The sequence below is a fragment of the Streptomyces subrutilus genome (assembly GCF_008704535.1).
Taxonomy (GTDB): Bacteria; Actinomycetota; Actinomycetes; order Streptomycetales; family Streptomycetaceae; genus Streptomyces; species Streptomyces subrutilus.
The window spans coordinates 7,387,178-7,405,213 of sequence record NZ_CP023701.1 but is presented as its reverse complement, the minus strand read 5'-3'; the positions used below and the strand labels follow the sequence as shown (position 1 = coordinate 7,405,213).

Below are 18,036 nucleotides of genomic sequence, written 5' to 3'. Positions count from 1 at the left end.
GGGGTGCTCATGCCCGTCTTCGGGCCGCTGACGCGAACCGCCCCGGCGTCCCTCGACCGGGCCGGCCTTCGTCGGGGTCAGCCGTGGGCCGCCCGGCGGATCAGCGCGGCGACGGCCTCGGGTTGCGAGATGTGGACCCAGTGGCTGGCGCCGACCTCGACGGTCCGCGCCCCGATCCGGCGGGACATCGCGTGCTGGGCCGCCGGCGGGATCATGCGGTCGTCGGCGGCGATCAGGTACCAGGACGGCTTGGTCCGCCAAGCCGGCCGGGACACCGCGCCGGCCAGCGCGTCCACGCCCCAGGGGACCTGCGCGTCCGCCATGAACTCGGCCTGGGCGCGGGGCAGATCACCGGCGAAGGAGGCGGCGAACCTGTTCCGGTCGAGGAGGAGGAAGCCCTCGCGGGGCGGCAGGATCGGCGGGACGGGGGCGCCGGGGGGCGGGTCTGCGGTCAGGCTGCTCACCGATTCGCCCGTGTCGGGGGCGAAGGCGGCGATGTAGACGAGCGAGCTCACCTTCGGGTGGTTGCCGGCCTCGGTGATCACGACCCCGCCGTAGGAGTGGCCGACCAGCGTGACCGGCCCCGGGAGCGCGTCGATCACCTGCCGGGTGGCGGCGACGTCGCCGTCCAGGGAGCGCGCGGGGTTCTGCACGACGGCCACCTGGAAGCCGTCGGCCTTGAGGGCGTCGTACACGCCCTGCCAGCCGGAGCCGTCCACGAACCCTCCGTGGACGAGGACGGCGTGTCCGCGGGATGCCTCTTCGGTCATCGGTCCTCCACTGGTGTGCGGGCCGCGAACTGCGCGAGCCCGTGGGTGGTGCGGTGGTGCGGGCCGGATCGGGGGCGACGAAGTCAGCGGGCGGTCACGGCCGTCCCGGGAGAGTCCACCCACAACTCGGCCGCTCCCTCCTCGATGCTCAGGCCGTACCGGTCGACGCCCGGCCGGCCGAGCTCCTCCCATCTCCGGAACGCCGTGGTGACCTCGTCCCACAGGAGCCGGGGCCCGGCCTGGGTGACGGAGAAGGCGGCCGCCGAGCGGCCGTCGTAGTCGACGGTCGCCCGGGAGCCGGTGGTGGCGTCGTCGACCAGGAGGCGGGTGGGGGCGTGCTCACCGCTGGTGTCCCAGGCGAACGAAGCGCCGGGGACGGCGAGGCCGATGTGGAACTCGGCGTCCAGGTCCCCGCCCGCCACCGCCCACGGCGACAACGTGGTCGACGCGCACGCCGCTGCGCTCGCACCGCTCCGCGGCCCGCACCGCTTCGGCACGGAGCCCGGGCCGGCCGTTTCGGGGCGGTCCGGGTCCGGGCGGGCCATCTGCATGAAGGAGGCGAAGGAGTGGAACCGGCCCTCGGCGCGGCCCGCCCGGCCCGCCGTCAGCGCGAGGGTGCCGTACGTGCACCAGGCCGAGGCCCACGGGACCACGATCCGCCCGCCCGGGGACCGGACCTGCCCGAGCCAGGCCGGCGGGACGCGGTCGACGGAGAACGTGGCGAGGACCGTGTCGTAGGGGCCGCCCGGCGGCCACCCGTCCGCGGCGTCCCCGACCACGACCGTCGGAGCGCAGCCGGACGCCTTGAGGTTCTCCTGCGCCTCGGCCGCGAGTACGGGGTCGAGCTCGACGGTGGTCACCTGCCGGTCGCCGACCAGCGCGCACAGCAGGCCCGCGTTGTACCCGGTGCCGGTGCCCAGCTCCAACACCCGGGCGCCGGCGCCCTGCCGACTCCCCCGGGGTTCGCCGAGGCCGGCCAAGAGCAGCATGCGGACGACCATCGACGGCATCGAGGCGGACGAGGACGGCTGACCGTCGGTGAACCGTGTGACGAGCGGTTCGTCCGAGTAGGCCGCCGCCGCCCACCGGTCGGGGTCGGCCGCACGGTCGACGGGCTCGTAGCCACCGGATCCGTCCCGCAGCCAGATCCGGCCGGGCAGGAACCGGTGGCGCCGCACGCGGTGGAACGCCTGCCGCAGGCGGGCGGGCGGGGGCCCGCCGAGCTGTTCGCGGACCGCGACGAGCAGCCCGTCGACGAGCGGGTCGGGGTCGGGAGCGTGCGTCTTGCGGTGCGGCGTGGCGGCCACGGGCTGCTACGCCTGCTTGCCGGGACCGGCGGGCGGTGGGGGCGGTGGTGGGGGCGGCGGCAGCGGCCGGTTCGGCTGGTGTCCGTCGTCACCGATCGGCGACCGGTGCTTGCCGTCCACGATCCCTGTCACAGCAGCCTCCTCACGGGTCCGAACCCCCAACGGTAGAACCGGAAGGTTGGATACGGCAGGGCGCGAACCGGGCGCGTTGTCGGCGCCACGAGACCTTCAGCGCCGGGCCCGGCCGTCGTGGCTGTCGGCGTGGTCGTGGTCAGTCGCCGTCGGCGTGGTCGTCGGCGTCGGGGGCGGTGAGTTCGTCGGACAGCAGGTCTGCGGCGCCGCCTTCGAGGATCCCGGCGGTCTCGGTGGAGCGCGGGAGCATGGTCTGCTCGTAGGTGCGGACGGCCTCGCCGACGGTCGGCGAGGTGGCGAGGGCCAGGGCGAGGTCGCTGGCGTCGAGCATGGCGAGGTTGACGCCGACGCCCAGCGGGGGCATGAGGTGCGCGGCGTCGCCGAGCAGGGTCGCGGTCGGTTGGTGCTCCCAGGTGTGCGGGACGGGCAGGGCGAAGATCGGACGGTGGACGTAGGGGCCGTCGTTGTCGGTGATCATCCGGCGCATGCTCGGCGACCAGTGGGCGTACCGGTCGAGGAGCAGGGTCCGCAGGCCGTCGGTGTCCCGGAGGGTCAGGCCGCTGCGGCCGATCCAGTCGACGGGGACCCGCTGGACGAGGTAGACGCGGATGTGGTCCCCGCCGTTGCGCTGGGCGAAGATGCCGCGTTCGCCGTCGGCCGCGTGGGCGCCGCCCTGACCGACCAGTGCGGCGATCTCGGGGTGGCTGTTCTCGACGTCGTCGAACCACGCTTCCAGGAAGCTCACCCCGGAGTAGGCGGGCACGGCGCCCGACACGGCCGCCCGCACCCGGGAGAAGGCTCCGTCGGCGCCGATGACCAGATCGCTCTCCACGGTGGTGCCGTCGGCGAAGTGCAGTCGGCGGGGCCCGTCGGCGGGGCCGGTGACCGAGTCGAGGGTCCGGCCCCAGCGGACGGTTCCCGGCCGGAGGGAGCCCAGCAGGAGGTCGCGCAGCCGGCCGCGGTCGATCTCGGGCTTGAAGAGCTCTCCGGCCTCGGGGACCTGGTGGGAGGTGATCGTGCCGGCCGGGTCCAGCCGGCGCATCTCCTGGCCTTCGGGGCGGGCCAGCGCGAGGAACTCGTCCAGCAGGCCGGCCTCGCGCAGGGCGATCTGGCCGTTGTCGGCGTGCAGGTCCAGGGTGCCGCCCTGGTCGCGGGCCCGGGGGCCGGCCTCGCGGTCGTGGACGGTGACCGCGAGGCCGCGCCGCTGCAGGATGCGCGCGCAGGTCAGGCCGCCCGGTCCGGCGCCGATGATGCTGATGCGGGCCCGCGCGGGTGCCACGGAGTTCATGGGGGTCCCTTCTGTCGTGCCGGCATGCGGCCCGTGCCGCGGTCGTGTCCGGCCCGACTAATATATCGAACGACTACAAACATGCAACTGTTCCACAAATACAGTGGTTCGAATATTCGCGGTAGGGTTCGGGGCATGGACGAGACGATCGACGGAGCACCCTCGGGCGGGCGGCGCGCACGCAAGAAGGCCGCCACGCGGCAGGCGCTGGCCGACGCCGCGCTGCGGCTGTTCCTGGAGCGCGGCTACGAGCACGTGGGCGTCCGCGAGATCGCCGAAGTCGCCGACGTGTCCGTGTCGACCTTGTTCAACTACTTCCCGCAGGGCAAAGAGGCCCTGGTCTTCGACGAGGACGCCGACAACGAGGAGGCCCTGATCCGCGCGGTCACCGACCGGCCCCCGGGCCGCACGATCCCCGAGGCCCTGCGGTCCCATTTCACCGGGTTCGTCACGTCGGCCCACACCCGGGACCCCCGCTTCGCCGGTCTGCGGCAGCTCGTCCGACAGACACCGGCCCTGCGCGCGTACGCCCGTGCGATGTCCCTCCGCCACGAGACCGCACTGGCCTCGGCCCTGGCCGACGAGACCGGCCGCCCGCACGACGACCTCCTCTGCGCCGCCTACGCCCGGTTCACCCTGGACACCCTCGCCTTCGCCGGCACCCGCCCCGACCCCGTCGCCGCCATCGAGCAGGCCTGCCTCCTGCTGGAGCAGGGCTGGACGGCCTCCGTCACCCGGCCCGGACCCGACCCCGCCTGAGCGGGAAGCGGAACGACCGGGCCCGCGAGCGGGCAGGGCCGCGGCCGCCGACCGGGCGTGCCCGGGCCCGGCGGCCGCGGCCTGGCTTGTCGCCGCCGATCCCTTCGACCGCGTCCGGATCAGCGGTGTGGTGTCCCGTTTCGTCACGGGCGGGGAGGCGCACGAGCGGATGGACCGGCTGGCCCGGAAGTACCTGGGCAGCGAGCGCTTCGAGCGGATCATGCCGGGAGAGCTGCGGGTCGCGGTGATCGTGCGGCCGGTCAGGTGCGGCACACCGTGGGGGTGGAGCGGTTCAGGCCCCGCGGCCCCCGCCCCGCCCCCTGACCGGACCGCCCGCCGCGGCCGTCCACGCCACCGGTGCGACGGCCGCGGGGAACGGTCGGCTCAGCTCCGGCGCCTGGCCGCCGCCAGGGCGTCCTTGACCTCCCGCACCACGCGGGCCGCGTCCTCGGGGTCGTTCACGACATCGGTGCGGTTCATGTCGACGACGAGGACCTCGCTGGCCGAGTAGTGCTTGTGCACCCAGTCGTCGTATCCGGACCACAGGGTCCGGTAGTACGCGACGAGGCTCTCGTCCTGCTCGAAGTCACGGCCCCGCAGCCCGATGCGGTGCAGCACCGTCTCGAAGTCCGCCTTGAGGTACACCATGAGATCGGGCGCCTTGCGGTACGGCAGGCCGTCGATCTCGCGCATCATCTCGCCCAGCAGTCCCTCGTACACCCCCATCTCCAGGGAGCTGATCCGGCCCAGGTCGTGATTGACCTTGGCGAAGTACCAGTCCTCGTAGATGGACCGGTCCAGGACGTTGTCCCCCTGCTTGTACGCCTCCTTGATCGAGGCGAACCGCGTCTGCAGGAAGTAGAGCTGGAGCAGGAAGGGGTAGCGCTTCGCCTGGATCTCCTCGGGGCTCGCCGTGTAGAAGAGCGGAAGGATCGGGTTGTCTTCCACGCTCTCGTAGAAGACCTCGCTGCCCAGTGCCTTGGCGAGCATCTCGGCCACGCTCGTCTTGCCGATTCCGATCATGCCGCCGACGCAGATCACTGGCATACCTCACTTCTCCCTGGGGGCCTTCTGTTCGCTGGCGGCGGGAGCCGGGCGCCCCACACCACCGGGACGCGTGCCGGCGGTCACTCGATTCCCCGAGCCCTTCACGATCAGCGTCATGTGGTCCCGTCCGGACCAAGGTCCCCACGCAAGCCACGCAAGCGACCCGCCCCGCCCGGCCCGACGGGCCGGTTCGAGGTGGTCGCGTACGGTGACGCGGCACTGCCCCGTCACCGCCTTGAAGCATAAATGACCATGCGGCCGCCCCGGTCGGCGCGTGGGCCCCGCAAGGGTGCGCGCGCCGACCGGACCCCCGGGCGGGGCGTGCCGGGTGCTCACCGCGTCGCGCGGGCCCCGCTGTCCGTGGCGAGGTGCCGGGCGAGGAAGTCGAGGAGCAGTCGCCAGCCCTCCAGCGCGGGCTCGGGGCGGTAGCGCTCGCGGTCCACCGCGAAGAAGGCGTGCCCGGCTCCGGCCAGGGTGTGGAACGCGTACTCCTTGCCCCGGGCCTTCAGGGCCGCTTCGAGCTCTGCCGTCTCCTCCGGGGAGGGCGTGGTGTCCTCGGCGCCGAACAGCCCGAGCAGCGGGCAGGACAGGCCCGGCAGCAGCGGGGTGACGGGGGTGACCGCGAGCGGGAAGTCCTCGGGCGGAAGCCGGGTGGCGAACGCCCCGTAGCAGTCGACGGCGGCGTCGAGGTCCAGCTCGCAGGCGGCCAGGAGGGCCTGTCGGCCGCCGGAGCAGTACCCGACGACGGCCACCCGCTGGTTGGAGGAGGCCAGCCCGCGCAGCTCGCGGACGGCGCCCGCGACGTCGCCGACGAGGCGTTCGTCGGGGACGCCGCCCCGGGACCGGGCGATGGCCGAGGCCTCTTCCGGGCTCGCCCCCGGGGCCTCCCGGCTGTACAGGTTGGGGCAGAGGGCGGCGTAGCCCTCGGCCGCGAACCTGCGCACGATCTCCTTGGTGGCGCGGTCGTAGCCGGGCATGTGGTGGATCACCACGACGCCGCCGAACGGGCCCGGTGCCAGCGGGCGCGCCGCGTAGGCCTCCACCCGGTCACCGCCGTGGCCCGTGAAGGTGACGGTCTCTGCCAGAAGCGCGTCGTACATGGGGGTCCTCGCCGTAGAGGGGCCGGCCGGCCCGGTTCAGCGGCGGTCCGGGGCGGGTTCGCCGCCCGGTCGGGAGAGAGCCTCCAGTGCGGGCAGGGCCCGGCGCAAGACGCCCCGCTGGTCGGGGTCCAACCGGGCGATCTTCCGGGCGAGCGCGCCGGTGGTCTCCCGGCGGGCCGCACCGAGCACGGCCCGCCCGGCCGCGCTGAGCCCGATGAGACAGGCGCGCTGGTCGGCGGGGTCGGGCTGCCGGTCGATCCAGCCCGAGTCGGCGAGGAGGTCGACCATGCGGGAGGCGGTCGAGAGGGCGATGCCCGTACGGGACGCCAGTTCGCCGATGCGCAGCGGGCGCCCGGCGGCGTCCAGCACCCCGAGGGCGGTGAGCCTGCTCGGTGTGAGGTCGGGGTGCGCGGTGTGCCCGCGGACCAGCGGCACCAGTGCCTGGATCGCCCCGCGCAGCCGTTCGGCGAGCTCCACGGCGTCCGGTGCGCCGGGTGCCCCCGGTCGGTCCGGCACATCCGGCGTACCGGCCGCACCGACGGCCCGGCCGGCGGTGCCCGTCGGGTCCATCACGGCCTCTTGGCCGTCTTGGCCGTCGTCCGCGCGGTGGCCTCCGCCTCCCGGGCCACCGCCTCGTCGTGCACGTAGCGCCCACCGCGCAGCAGGGAGGCGACGGCGGCGATCAGGCAGCAGGCGATCGCGAAGCCGAAGGCGACCGAGAGGCCCTGTTCGAAGGGGCCGGAGATCAGCTTCGGGAAGAACTCGCGGCCGGTCAGGTACGAGGCGTTGCCCGGCGGCAGCCGGTCCACCACCCCGGAGCCCAGCAGGGTTCCGACCGGGTTGTAGCCGAGCAGCGAGGCGAACAGCACCCCGACGGGCGGCAGCGCGGCGACCCGGGCGGCGTCGGCCGCCGGCACGCCCTGGGCGGTGAGCCCGCCGGTGAGCGCGCCGGGCAGGGACGAGGACAGGCCGGCGATCATCAGCGAGAAGAAGATGCCGATGGAGAGCACGATGGCCGAATTCTGGAAGGTGGTGCTGATTCCGGCTCCGACCCCGCGCTGGTCGGGCGGCAGGCTGTTCATGACGGCGGCCCGGTTGGGGGCGGCGAACAGTCCCATCCCGATGCCGTTGAGCAGCAGGATCGCCGCGAAGTACGGGTAGCTGAAGTCGACGGGCAGCGCTTGGAGCGCGGCGAAGGTGGCGGCGGCGAGGAGCATGCCGCCGGTCGCGAAGAGCCGGGCCCCGAAGCGGTCCGAGAACCAGCCCGAGACGGGTCCGGCCACCAGGAACCCGACCGTCAGCGGCAGCATGTAGATGCCGGCCCACAGCGGGGTGTCGGAGAAGCCGTAGCCGTGGCGGGGCAGCCAGATGCCCTGGAGCCAGATGATCAGGATGAACATCAGGCCGCCGCGGCCGAGCGAGGCCAGCAGGCTGGCGAGGTTGCCGGCGGTGAAGGCCCGGATCCGGAACAGTTTGAGCTGGAACAACGGCGCGGGGACCTTGGTCTCCACCACGCAGAAGACGATCAGGACGAGGATGCCCGCGGCGATGGTGGCGAGCACGGCCGGGTTGGTCCAGCCCATGGGGTGGCCGCCGTACGGCTGGATGCCGTAGGTGATGCCGGCCAGCACCGCGATCAGCCCGACGGCGAAGGTGATGTTGCCCCACCAGTCGAGCCGGGCGGGCGAGCGGACCCCGGTGTCGCGGAGCCGGAGGTAGGCCCAGACCGTTCCGAAGACCCCGAAGGGCACGGAGACGAGGAAGACGAGCCGCCAGTCGATCGGCCCGAGCAGTCCGCCGATGATCAGTCCGAGGAACGAGCCGGCGATGCCGGCGACCTGGTTCAGGCCGAGGGCGAGGCCGCGCTGGTGCGAGGGGAACGCGTCGGTCAGGATCGCGTTGGAGTTCGCCATGAGCATGGCACCGCCGACGCCTTGCAGGACGCGCATGGCGATCAGCCAGAGCGCCGCCGCCGTGCCGTGCATCCAGGTCACGGACAGCAGCACCGAGAAGACGGTGAAGATCGCGAATCCGGCGTTGTACATCCGGGCCCTGCCGTACATGTCTCCGAGCCGTCCGAAGCTGACGACGAGCACGGCGGTGACGACGAGGTAGCTCATGATCAGCCAGAGGAGGAGCCCGGTGTTCCCCGGCTGGAGGGGGTCGACGCCGATGCCCCGGAAGATGTCGGGGAGCGCGATCAGCATGACCGACATGTTGATGGAGGCGATGAGGACGCCGAGGGTGGTGTTGGAGAGCGCGACCCATTTGTAGCGGGGGGAAGGGGTGAGGGGTCGCCCTGGAGGGTGCGGGCCTGTTCCCACGGGGATCACTTCCACTGGGACGTCATGGCCGACTTACTTGCTTGACTTCAACCAATTTAGTCCGCTTCGGGAGACGAGGCGAACGGCGTGGGCTCGGGCCGGCTCCTGAGCGCGGGCGCGCAGCAGGAGGCCGACCCGGCTGCGGTTAGGGACGCCAGGCGTCGGACGTCCGGGCCGGCAGCCGGGGGTCGCGCCCCGCGGCCCGTGGGTCCCTCAGCCCGACAGTCGGGTGACGGCGTCCTGCGCGTCGGGGGCGCAGTCGCGCTGCTGCGGCAGGCCGGCGGCCGCGCCGGTGATGCCGAGGTGCAGGGCGGCCAGGCCGGTGACCAGGGCGCGGCGGTGGTCGGCCGTCATCGTGCCGAGGGCGTGGGAGAGGGTCTGCTCGCGGCTCTCGCGTATCTGTGCGAGGTGCGCCTCTCCGGCCGGGGTCAGCTTGAGGGTGAGTTCGCGGCCGCTGTCCGGGCAGGGGTGGCGTTCGAGGAAGCCGATGGCTTCGAGGCGGTCGCACAGGCGGGTGACGGAGGGCGCGGCGGCGTCGAGGAGGTGGGCCAGGGCCCGCATGCGGATGCCCGGCCGGCCGTCGACGAGGTACATCAGGCGGAGCTGCGAGGCCGAGGCCGGGGCCGCGGTGGTGGTCTGGCGGGCCCTTTCCCATACGACGTCGAGGAGTTCGACGATGTCACTGACGGAGCGTGCGGCGTCGTGGTCGGTGCTGCGTGGCCCGGGGGCCGGTACCGGCATCTGCGTTCCCTCCACCCGAGCGGTTCGTCCGGCGGCGCCGGAGCGGGCCGGCGTCAGGTGCTGGTGTCCGGGCCGCCGGAGCGGGCCGGTATGGATTCCTCCGGAGCGGTGGACCGTCTCTCCGGCCCGGAGGAGCCGGGCCGGGCTCCCGCGTCCGGGGTGGTGAAGTGCTCCAGCGTACCGGTGATCTTCAGCAGCCGGTCGAGTTTCACGGGACGGTCGTCGAGGTGGAGGCGTACCCCCGCCGCGCCGGTGCGGCGCCGGACCATCAGCAGCGTCGAGAGCCCGCTCGAATCGACGGCGGTGAGGTCGGCGCAGTGCACGTGGAGGTCGCGCAGGCCCGTCCGCTCGGACAGCACGCGCGTGACGGCGTCCAGGAGGATGTCGGCGCAGTGGTGGTCGAGGTCGCCGCGCAGCTCGATGCGCACGGTGTCGTGCGCATCGACACACGTCAGGTGGAGCGGGCTGGGGGGCAGGCTGGTCATTCGGCGATCCCTGCGGCGGTGAGAGGGGCACTGGTCAGACGGTCGGCGCCGGACCGGAGGATGCCGGCGGCGCGGGGGAAGTCCTTCAGTTCGCGGCCCAGGAGCGCCAGGGCCGGAAGGAGGGAGCGGGCCGGGACCCCGCGGGCGTTCAGGACGTCGGCGGTCCACAGGAGGAAGCCGCAGAAGAGCTCCTCGTCGTCCGTGTAGAGGGCGGTGGCGAGGAACTCCACGATGCGGGAGAGGTCTTCGGCGGTGTGCTCGCGCTGCAGGTCGCTGTAGTCGCGCATCGCCGGATAGGCGTCCTGGAGCCCGGTGAAGACCACCCGTACGAGGTGCGGGCGGCTGCGCGCGACGAGGGTGTACTCCTGGTCGGCGAGGTGGGGGAGGTCGTCGATGGCCTGGTGGTCGGGCTGGGGGCGCGGCAGCGGACCGCGGGCCAGGTCGTCGGCGGCGGCGCGGGCGTCGGGCGCCCAGGCGTCGGCGCCCAGGAGCCGGGCGTAGCGTCCGTCGGGCCCGAAGGCGGCTCCGCCGACGAGTACGGGCGTGCCGGCGGCCTGGCAGGCGGTGATCGTCGCGTGGGCGGTGGGCAGGCGGGTGGCGATCGAGCTGGAGAGGGCGACGGCGTCGGGGCCGGTGCGGTGCAGGTGCGCGATCAGGTGCGGCGCGGGCACCTGGGCGCCGAGGTAGTCGACGTGCCAGCCCCGCAGCTTCAGCACCTCGGCCAGCAGCCGTGCGGGTAGCGCGTGCCATTCGCCGTCCACGCAGGCCACGGTGATCCGGCCGCGGGTGGGCGTCGCACGCACCGAGGGGTGCCGGGCCAGTGCGGCGACGGCCCGGTCGTTGATCGCGGTCGCGGCGTGCTCCTGGGCGACGGTGATGCGGTTGGCGGCCCATTCCTCGCCCACCTGCCCCTGGACGGGGGCGATCACGTCGAGCAGGACGCTCTCCGCGTCCAGGCCCGCGTCCAGGGCCCGGCGCACGACCGCCATCGCCCCGGGTTCGTCGAGGTCGATGACCGATTCCCAGAGCTCCTTCGCCGACCGGTCCGCGGCGGGGGCAGTGGTGTGCCGTGGGCTCACGCGGTGAACCGGCCGCGGGTGTGGCCGTCCACGGCGCTGAGGTGGTTGGTGCGCGGAGCCGAGATGGCCACGAGGGCCATGTCGTCGTGGCGGCCGGTCCCGACCCACTGGGAGGCGAGCATCTGCACCCGCTCGACGACGGCCTCGGCGGGCATGCCCGCGCACTCCGAGAGCGCCCGGCGCAGGCGGGCATCGCCGAACATGTCCCCGCCCAGCGGACCTCCCTGCGCCTCGGTGATCCCGTCCGTGTGCAGGACGCAGGTCTCGCCCGGTGCGAGCGTCACCAGCGCCGTCTGGGTGACGACGTCGGGCAGCGCGCCGACCAGGGTGCCCTGGGTGGGCGCCTCCTCGACCCGGCCGTCGGAGCGCAGGATCAGCGGCGCGGGGTGGCCGGCGCTGGTCAACCGCAGCCGCACCGTGTTGCCCTCGCGCGTCGCGGAGGCCAGCACGAGGGTGGCGAAGCGGGCGTTGTGGGTGTTCAGGAGCGCGGTGTTGAGCAGGCTCAGCATCCGGTGGTGGTCGTCGGCCATCGGCAGCAGGGCGTGCAGGGTGTTGCGGATCTTCCCCGTCATCACCGCGGCTTCCAGTCCCTTGCCGCACACGTCGCCGAGCACGACGAGCGAGGCGTCGCCCGCGACGGCGGCGGGGTGGACGTCGTAGAAGTCGCCGCCGATCCGCTCGTGGTCCTGCGAGGGGCGGTAGCCGCCCGCGTACTCCACTCCCGAGACCTGGTGCAGCGACGGGGGCAGCAGGTCGCGCATCAGTGTCTCGGTGATCGAGGACTGTTCCGCGTACAGCCGGGCGGCCGACATCGCGGCGCCGGCGCGGGCGGCGAACAGTCGGGCGAAGACCTCCTCGCCCTCGGTGAACGCCGCGGCGCCGGTCCTGCGGAGCAGGACCAGGGCGCCGGCGGGCACGCCGTGCCCGGGCAGCGGGGTGATGACGATCGAGCCCACCGCGCCGAAGCCGTCCGGGATCAGCCAGGCCGGGGCTGCGGAGGGATCGATCCAGCGGGAGGGTACGGGCGGGAAGCCCTGGAGGGCCTCCCCCAGTCCCGGTACCTCTTCGGGGTCGACGGCCACGCGGGACATCGACGGCGTACCGCCGCGCAGACAGGCGACCACCGGCAGGTCACGGCCGTTGGACGGAGCGATCACCAGCGCCGCGTCGGCGAGGTGTTCCGCGGCCATCTGCGCCGTGACGTCCATGCACCGGTCCAGATTGAGTGAGGAGAGCAGCAGGTTGGACGCCTGCGTCAGGAAGGCCGTGCGCTCGCGCTCCATCTGCAGGGCTTCGCGCGCCAGACGGTGGTCGGTGTCGTCGACCAGCCACCAGACCACCGTGCCGTCGCCGCGGACCGTCGGGTGCGCCTCGTAGGTACGGTCCCCCACCGGGCCCTGCACGATCCGGTCCCGGTCGGTCTCGGGGTGCTGCCCGCCGGCCCGGGGCAGCCCCGGACGCTGGGCGGGGACCGGGGAGGGGCCTTGCGCGTGCGCCGTGGACAGCCAGGCGGGCACGGTGTCGGCCAGCAGGGCGCCCGGCCGGGCGCGGGGGAAGACCAGGGCGGCCGCGTCGTTGACGGAGACCAGGCGGGCCTGGGCGTCGACGAGGAGCACCGGGTAAGGGGCCTCACCCCACGGAACACCCGCTGCCGTGATCGTGCTGGACGTTGCCTGGGTGGAATTCGCCAAACGTTGAAGGCCCGCTGCGCGAACCCCTCACCTCATCGCCTCGAAGGAAACCTTGCCCTGCGGCAACCATCCTCCATCAGACGCTCCTCTCGCAACCGCGCCGCCCTCGCAAGGCCGTTCGCCACCGCACGGGCACGGGATGGGCACACCGCCTCCGCAACACGGGCCCGCGTGACCGCAGTCACACGAAGGCGGCAGCGGCCGCCTCCCGTCGCGTCGGACGCCCCGGCGGGGACCGGGCCCCGCGGTCACGCCGGGGCGGTCACTATCATCGGGTCGGTACGGGTGACGACGACGTGGAGGAAGGTGCGGGTGTTCGCGGTAGACATCAGGCGGGCCGAACAAGGATGCGTGTTCGCGCTGTGCGGCGAACTCGACTTCGACAGCGCCGTCCAGTTGCAGGAGGCCGCCGACTCGGTGCTGACCGGGCCGGACCAGCCGCGGCTGGTCGTCGTCGACTGCACCGCCCTCGCCTTCTGCGACTCCTCCGGCATCGGCGGACTGATCAAGATCTACCAGCAGTTGTCGGCGCACTCCGGCGCGCTGCGCATCGCCGCGGTTCCGGGGTCGGTGGCGCGGGTGCTCGCGCTGACCGGCCTGGACCGGGTGATCCCCGTACACCCGACGGCCGAGACCGCCCTGAACGGCGGCGGTGCGCCCTCGGACGCCGCGGCGCCCGGGCGTGCGCTCGGCGAGAGGTCGGCGGGCCGGTGACCCGCGCTCCGCAGCAGCAGCCTCCGGCGGCGCCCGGCACCGGGGGGCACCCGGGCCGTGCTGTCCGCGGGGCCGACCAGGACATCCGGGTCCTGTTCGGCGAGTCCTCGGGCGTCTTCGCCTCCCTGGCCGGGCCCGCCCACATGGTGGAGCACGCCAACGAGGCCTTCTTCGCGGTGATCGGCGCCGAGGACCTCGGCGTCCGCACCGGAGTACCGCTCGGGCAGTTGTTCCCCCGTGGCGGTGGCGCGGGGCTCCTGCCGCTGCTGGACCGGGTCTACCGGTCCGGTGAATCCCGTACCGGCCCGGACACCCGCGTCGTCGTCGGCCGCGGTCCCTCCCTGCGCGAGGCATCCTTCGACCTCACCTGCGAGCCGCGGCTGGACGTGGGCGGCAACGTGATGGGCGTGCTCGTCACCGGCGTGGAGACCACGCAGGTCAAACAGGCGCAGCGGCTGACGGCCGAACACCGGGCCCTGCTGGAGCAGATCGCCCGGCAGGCACCGCTGGAGCAGGTGCTCGACGGGATGGCCCGCGCGATCGAGGACCTCGCGCCCGAAGAGGTCCTCGTCTCCGTCCTCCTCGCCGCCGCCGACGGCCGCCACCTGCGCCACGGAGCCGCCCCGAGCCTGCCCGACTTCTACAACCGGGCCATCGACGGCATCGCCGCCGGCGAGGGCGTGGGCTCCTGCGGCACGGCGGCGCACCGGCGGGAGTCGGTCATCGTCACGGACATCGCCACGGACCCCTTCTGGGACGACTTCCGCGACCTGGCCGAGCAGGCGGGCGTGCGGGCCTGCTGGTCCACCCCGATCCTGGCCCGGGACGGATCGCTGCTGGGCACGTTCGCGATGTACCACCGCGCGCCCCGGGCGCCGCAGGAGTCCGACCTGGCCCTGGCCCGGGTGTTCGCGGGCACGGCCGCCCTCGCCATCGAGCGGCACGAGGCCGAGCAGGCCCGGGCCGCCGCCGAGGCCCGTGAGCAGGCCGCGCGCAGGGACCTCGCCTTCCTGCTCGCCGCCAGCACCTCGCTCTCTTCCGACCTGGACTACACCGAGACCCTGCGCCGGCTGGCCACCGCCTGCGCTCCCGCCCTGGCCCCGCTGTGCACCGTCGACGTGGTCGACGCCGGCCGCGTCAAACGCCTCGCCGTCACCGCGCCCACCGCCCGCGAGGAAGGGCTCCTCGCCTCGCACCTCCCGGTCTACGACGCGGTGGACGACGCCGTGGGCCGGGTGCTCGCGACCGGGCAGAGCGAGGTCGCGCGCCGCGCCCCCACCGGGTCCGGGCCGTGGAGCGCCCTGAGGGTGACGGGGTACCTGTGCGCCCCGCTGCTGGACCGCGGCGAGGCCTTCGGCGTCCTGACCCTGCTGACCACCGGCGAGGACGCCTTCGACGGGCACACCGTGGCGCTGGCCGAGGAACTGGCCCGCCGCGCCGCCTCGGCCGCCCTCAACGCCCGCCAGTACACCCAGCGCGCCGCCCTCACCCGCGACCTCCAGTCCGGGCTGCTGCTGCCGCAGGTCCCGACCGTGCCCGGGACCGAGATCGCCACGTACTACCATCCCGCGGGTGAGGGCCTCGACGTCGGCGGGGACTTCTACGACGTGTTCCCCCTCGACGACGGCGCCTGGGCCTTCATGCTCGGCGACGTCTGCGGCCGGGGCGCCACCGCGGCCACCACCACCGCCCTCGTGCGCCACACCGCCCGCGCCGTCGCCCCGCTGCTCCCCGGCCCCGAGGCCGTGGTCCGCGCGGTGAACAAGGCACTCCTCGACCGCCCCAGCAGTCACGGAACCGGGTTCGTCACCCTGGTCTACGGGCACCTCTCCCCCGTGCCCGACGGCGGCCTCGACCTCACCTTCGTCCGGGCCGGCCACACCCACCCGCTCCTGATCGGGGTCGGGCGGGAACCGCGCCCCGTCGCCAGCGACGGCCTGCTCCTGGGCATCACCCGCGCCCCGGACCTCGTCGCGCGCCGCATCCGGCTGCAGCCCGGTGAAAGCCTGCTCCTGTACACCGACGGCATCACCGAGGCCCGTGACGGCGCGGGCGAGCAGTTCGGCGAGGAGCGGCTCGTCGCGGCCCTGGCCGCGGCGCCCTGCCCGGCCACCGCACCGGCCGTCATCACCGCGCTGACCCGCGCCGTGCGCGCCTTCACCGGGGCGGGCGGCATCGACGACGACCAGGCCGCCCTCGTCCTGACGGCGACCCCGCTCCCGCCAGACCCGACTCCGGATTCCGGCCCGGGTGCCGGATGTAGGAGGATGTCGAGGTGATCGGAGACGAACCGGTGGTCACCACGACCACGCACGACGACGTGACTGTCATCCGCCTGCGCGGCAACATCGACGAGGACAGCACGCCCGTCCTCGCCGGGTTCCTCACCGAGGCCGCGACGGGCGGACCGCCGCGCACGGTGGTCGACCTGTCCCGTACGCGCTTCGCGGACTCCTCCGTCCTCCACGTCCTCCTGGACGCCCAGCAGGCCCACGCGGCGGCCGGAACGGCGCTCGTCCTGGCCGGTCCGCTCCAGGTCGCGGTCCGCCGGCTGTTCGAGGTCACCGGGACGGCATCGGCGTTCCGGATGGCGGACAGCCTGGAGACCGCGAGGACATGCTGACCACCACACAGCGGATCCCGGCCGGCAGGTGCCGGCATGACCCGCACGAGCAGGGGCAGGCGATGACGGTATGAACCCGCCCACGGCTTCCGACGGCACCCGCGGTTCCACGCAGCGAACGGACCGCGTCCGTCCGGCTGCCGTCACGCCCTCGACCGCGGCCGCGGCCCGCGGCAAGGTCAGCGACCTGCTGCGGCACGCGGGCATCAGCCTGGACAGCGTCACCGCCGCCGACGCGCTGCTGGTGACCTCGGAGCTCGTCACCAACGCCATCCGCCACGGCGGGGGCGTCACCGCCTTCCACACCACCATCGTGGACGAGGCCCTGCAACTGGCCGTCAGCGACCCGAACCCGCACGCACCCTTCTCGCGCACGGGCAGCCCCGACCAGCCGGGTGGCTACGGGTGGCCGCTCATCCAGCGCCTCACCGAGCGCGTCAGCGTCAGCAGCCACCCCGGCGGCAAGACCATCAGCGCCACCCTCCGCCTGACCTGACCGCGCCCGGGCCGCGCCACCGGCGACGGACGCCCGCCCCGGGCGTCCCGACTCCGGCCCACCCCCCGGACCTGGTGGAACCAGTCCGCCGTGCAGCCGATCTGACCGCGCATCAGGAGTTTGCCCCCGCGCCCGGTGACGATCTACATTCTCGCCGCATGACCATGTCGCGCAGGACGCTCATCAAGGGGATGGCCGCCGCGCCATTCGTCACCGCGGCCGGCGCCGCCTTCGCCCCCGCCACGGCCCGGGCGGCCACCCTCCCGGCGGGGCAGTTCACCCTGGCCGAGCGGACCGCGAACGCCTCGGGGCGGTTCGCGGACCACATCGCGGCGCTGGCGCGGGTCCTGCCCACCGCAGGGGTCTCCGACGTGCTGGCGACGGCCAACCGCCCCGCGACCAGGCTCGCTTCGGCGCCGGCGGGCGTCGGCGGCTTCTCGCACGGCTTCACCTGGAACCCGGGCGACCAGGACGCCGTCGAATGGATCCCGCAGGGGATCACCACCAGCGCCGACGCGCTCGGCGCCGGCCTGTGGCCCGCGGGCGGCAAGCGGGTGGTCCTGGTGTCCTGGTACTTCGAGACCGACCCCGACCAGGACAAGACGGACGAGTTCGCGATCGACAAGGGCATCCGCGTCAGCTTCGTCGACCACAGCTCCGCCTCCGCGCCCGCGTACCGGCACGTGCTGCTCGTCGAGCCCGTCCGGCTGGCCGACGGCACCGCGAGCTACCAGCCCATCACCAAGCACGCGGGCGGGATCGCGTGGTACGGCAACCGGCTGTACGTGGTCGACACGTACAAGGGGCTGCGGGTCTTCGACCTGGACCGGATGTTCGAGGTCGGGAACGGCCTCCCGGACGTCTGCGGGAAGCACACGGACGGCGACTACCACGCCTACGACTACCGGTTCGTCGCGCCGCAGATCGCCGCCTACGACAACACGGGCACCCTGCTGCGCTTCTCGGCGATCGGCCTCGACCGCGCGTCGAGCCCGGACAGCCTGACCGTCACCGAGTTCGCCACCAGCCTGGACTCTCCCGTCGTGGACTACTCCGGCAGCGGATGGAACGGCAACGGCACCACGATCGCGACGCCCAAGATCGTGCGGTGGCCGCTCGACCACACGACGCGCGCACCGGCCTCCACCACCGCGACCGAAGCCGTCACGGTGAAGCAGGGCAAGCTCCAGGGCGTGGTCTCCCGCCAGAGCACGCACTACCTGTCGCGCAGCGACGGGCCGGCCTCCAACGGCTACCTGCGGACGGTCCGGTCGGGGGCCGACACACCCTCGACCGTCGTCCGCCTCGGCGTCGGCTGCGAGGACCTGAGCTTCCACAGCGCCACCGCGGCCGACTGGGCCTACCGCGAGTCCGTGATCTGGACCCTCGGCGAGTACGCGGGCCGGCGGTCCGTGTACGCCGTCTTCGCGGACGGCTCCTGACGGTCGCGGACCCCGCCCGGCCGCCGCCGGAACGGGTC

At 73.8% G+C, this 18,036-nt stretch carries 18 protein-coding genes; 6 read left to right on the top strand and 12 right to left on the bottom strand.

The genetic code is table 11. The features are described 5' to 3' along the window. Window positions 1-77 precede the first annotated feature (77 nt). From CP968_RS32930 to CP968_RS32920, 4 genes are all read right to left on the bottom strand, one after another. Window positions 78-770, bottom strand: a complete 693-nt coding sequence (locus CP968_RS32930; RefSeq protein WP_150521448.1) for an alpha/beta fold hydrolase — start codon at window positions 768-770, stop codon at window positions 78-80. An 83-nt stretch (window positions 771-853) separates the two neighbouring features. Continuing rightward, on the bottom strand, window positions 854-2,077 hold the full coding sequence (locus CP968_RS32925; protein WP_229886469.1) for a methyltransferase domain-containing protein: 1,224 nt from the start codon (window positions 2,075-2,077) through the stop codon (window positions 854-856). A gap of 6 nt (window positions 2,078-2,083) precedes the next feature. Further along, entirely contained in the window at window positions 2,084-2,209 is a 126-nt protein-coding gene (locus CP968_RS35465) for a hypothetical protein (RefSeq protein WP_268253277.1), read from the bottom strand. Window positions 2,210-2,348: 139 nt separating this feature from the next. Then, entirely contained in the window at window positions 2,349-3,497 is a 1,149-nt protein-coding gene (locus CP968_RS32920) for an FAD-dependent oxidoreductase (RefSeq protein ID WP_150521447.1), read from the bottom strand. Between the two features lie 135 nt (window positions 3,498-3,632). On the opposite strand from CP968_RS32920, the gene CP968_RS32915 reads away from it, so the two are divergent. Next, a complete protein-coding gene (locus CP968_RS32915) occupies window positions 3,633-4,256 on the top strand; it encodes a TetR/AcrR family transcriptional regulator (protein ID WP_150521446.1) in 624 nt (207 codons plus the stop codon). Window positions 4,257-4,640: 384 nt separating this feature from the next. Here CP968_RS32915 and CP968_RS32905 read toward each other — a convergent pair whose 3' ends face one another. The 8 genes from CP968_RS32905 to CP968_RS32870 all read right to left on the bottom strand — a co-directional run bounded on the left by CP968_RS32905 (window position 4,641) and on the right by CP968_RS32870 (window position 12,648). Next, the gene (locus tag CP968_RS32905; protein ID WP_150521445.1) at window positions 4,641-5,303 is read right to left on the bottom strand and encodes a deoxynucleoside kinase; all 663 of its coding nucleotides are present in this window, start codon (window positions 5,301-5,303) and stop codon (window positions 4,641-4,643) included. A 332-nt stretch (window positions 5,304-5,635) separates the two neighbouring features. Beyond that, window positions 5,636-6,403 carry a dienelactone hydrolase family protein gene (locus tag CP968_RS32900; protein WP_150521444.1) on the bottom strand — a complete coding sequence of 256 codons (768 nt, stop codon included), beginning with the start codon at window positions 6,401-6,403 and terminating at the stop codon, window positions 5,636-5,638. A 36-nt stretch (window positions 6,404-6,439) separates the two neighbouring features. Next, window positions 6,440-6,973, bottom strand: a complete 534-nt coding sequence (locus CP968_RS32895; protein WP_150521443.1) for a MarR family winged helix-turn-helix transcriptional regulator — start codon at window positions 6,971-6,973, stop codon at window positions 6,440-6,442. Continuing rightward, a complete protein-coding gene (locus tag CP968_RS32890; RefSeq protein WP_373304074.1) occupies window positions 6,973-8,619 on the bottom strand; it encodes an MFS transporter in 1,647 nt (548 codons plus the stop codon). The genes CP968_RS32895 and CP968_RS32890 overlap by 1 nt, the downstream gene beginning before the upstream one ends. A 321-nt stretch (window positions 8,620-8,940) precedes the next feature. Continuing rightward, a complete protein-coding gene (locus CP968_RS32885) occupies window positions 8,941-9,468 on the bottom strand; it encodes a MarR family winged helix-turn-helix transcriptional regulator (protein WP_150521441.1) in 528 nt (175 codons plus the stop codon). 53 nt (window positions 9,469-9,521) lie between these two features. Further along, a complete protein-coding gene (locus tag CP968_RS32880) occupies window positions 9,522-9,953 on the bottom strand; it encodes an STAS domain-containing protein (protein WP_150521440.1) in 432 nt (143 codons plus the stop codon). Next, window positions 9,950-11,032 carry a cobalamin B12-binding domain-containing protein gene (locus CP968_RS32875; protein ID WP_229886467.1) on the bottom strand — a complete coding sequence of 361 codons (1,083 nt, stop codon included), beginning with the start codon at window positions 11,030-11,032 and terminating at the stop codon, window positions 9,950-9,952. Before CP968_RS32875 ends, CP968_RS32880 begins: the two co-directional genes overlap by 4 nt. Continuing rightward, the gene (locus CP968_RS32870; protein WP_150521439.1) at window positions 11,029-12,648 is read right to left on the bottom strand and encodes a PP2C family protein-serine/threonine phosphatase; all 1,620 of its coding nucleotides are present in this window, start codon (window positions 12,646-12,648) and stop codon (window positions 11,029-11,031) included. The genes CP968_RS32875 and CP968_RS32870 overlap by 4 nt, the downstream gene beginning before the upstream one ends. A gap of 360 nt (window positions 12,649-13,008) precedes the next feature. Here CP968_RS32870 and CP968_RS34300 point away from each other — a divergent pair, with 360 nt between their 5' ends. The 5 genes from CP968_RS34300 (at window position 13,009) to CP968_RS32845 (ending at window position 17,998) form a co-directional block, all read left to right on the top strand. Next, a complete protein-coding gene (locus CP968_RS34300; protein ID WP_167536903.1) occupies window positions 13,009-13,437 on the top strand; it encodes an STAS domain-containing protein in 429 nt (142 codons plus the stop codon). Beyond that, the gene (locus tag CP968_RS32860) at window positions 13,434-15,716 is read left to right on the top strand and encodes a GAF domain-containing SpoIIE family protein phosphatase (protein WP_229886465.1); all 2,283 of its coding nucleotides are present in this window, start codon (window positions 13,434-13,436) and stop codon (window positions 15,714-15,716) included. Before CP968_RS34300 ends, CP968_RS32860 begins: the two co-directional genes overlap by 4 nt. Then, a complete protein-coding gene (locus CP968_RS32855; RefSeq protein WP_150521437.1) occupies window positions 15,713-16,060 on the top strand; it encodes an STAS domain-containing protein in 348 nt (115 codons plus the stop codon). Before CP968_RS32860 ends, CP968_RS32855 begins: the two co-directional genes overlap by 4 nt. Before the next feature lie 70 nt (window positions 16,061-16,130). Further along, window positions 16,131-16,556, top strand: coding sequence for an ATP-binding protein (locus tag CP968_RS32850; protein ID WP_150521436.1), 426 nt, complete (start codon window positions 16,131-16,133; stop codon window positions 16,554-16,556). Between the two features lie 158 nt (window positions 16,557-16,714). Further along, window positions 16,715-17,998: a hypothetical protein gene (locus CP968_RS32845; RefSeq protein ID WP_150521435.1), complete on the top strand. Its 1,284-nt coding sequence runs from the start codon at window positions 16,715-16,717 to the stop codon at window positions 17,996-17,998. The last annotated feature ends 38 nt before the right edge of the window (window positions 17,999-18,036 follow it).

What these genes read in the sequence shown, in the direction of transcription:
- CP968_RS32930 (WP_150521448.1), bottom strand. Translation starts at nt 770, where the DNA reads ATGACCGAAGAGGCATCCCGCGGACACGCCGTCCTCGTCCACGGAGGG.
- CP968_RS32920 (WP_150521447.1), bottom strand. Translation starts at nt 3,497, where the DNA reads ATGAACTCCGTGGCACCCGCGCGGGCCCGCATCAGCATCATCGGCGCC.
- CP968_RS32915 (WP_150521446.1), top strand. Translation starts at nt 3,633, where the DNA reads ATGGACGAGACGATCGACGGAGCACCCTCGGGCGGGCGGCGCGCACGC.
- CP968_RS32905 (WP_150521445.1), bottom strand. Translation starts at nt 5,303, where the DNA reads ATGCCAGTGATCTGCGTCGGCGGCATGATCGGAATCGGCAAGACGAGC.
- CP968_RS32900 (WP_150521444.1), bottom strand. Translation starts at nt 6,403, where the DNA reads ATGTACGACGCGCTTCTGGCAGAGACCGTCACCTTCACGGGCCACGGC.
- CP968_RS32895 (WP_150521443.1), bottom strand. Translation starts at nt 6,973, where the DNA reads ATGGACCCGACGGGCACCGCCGGCCGGGCCGTCGGTGCGGCCGGTACG.
- CP968_RS32890 (WP_373304074.1), bottom strand. Translation starts at nt 8,619, where the DNA reads ATGTCGGTCATGCTGATCGCGCTCCCCGACATCTTCCGGGGCATCGGC.
- CP968_RS32885 (WP_150521441.1), bottom strand. Translation starts at nt 9,468, where the DNA reads ATGCCGGTACCGGCCCCCGGGCCACGCAGCACCGACCACGACGCCGCA.
- CP968_RS32880 (WP_150521440.1), bottom strand. Translation starts at nt 9,953, where the DNA reads ATGACCAGCCTGCCCCCCAGCCCGCTCCACCTGACGTGTGTCGATGCG.
- CP968_RS32850 (WP_150521436.1), top strand. Translation starts at nt 16,131, where the DNA reads ATGAACCCGCCCACGGCTTCCGACGGCACCCGCGGTTCCACGCAGCGA.
- CP968_RS32845 (WP_150521435.1), top strand. Translation starts at nt 16,715, where the DNA reads ATGACCATGTCGCGCAGGACGCTCATCAAGGGGATGGCCGCCGCGCCA.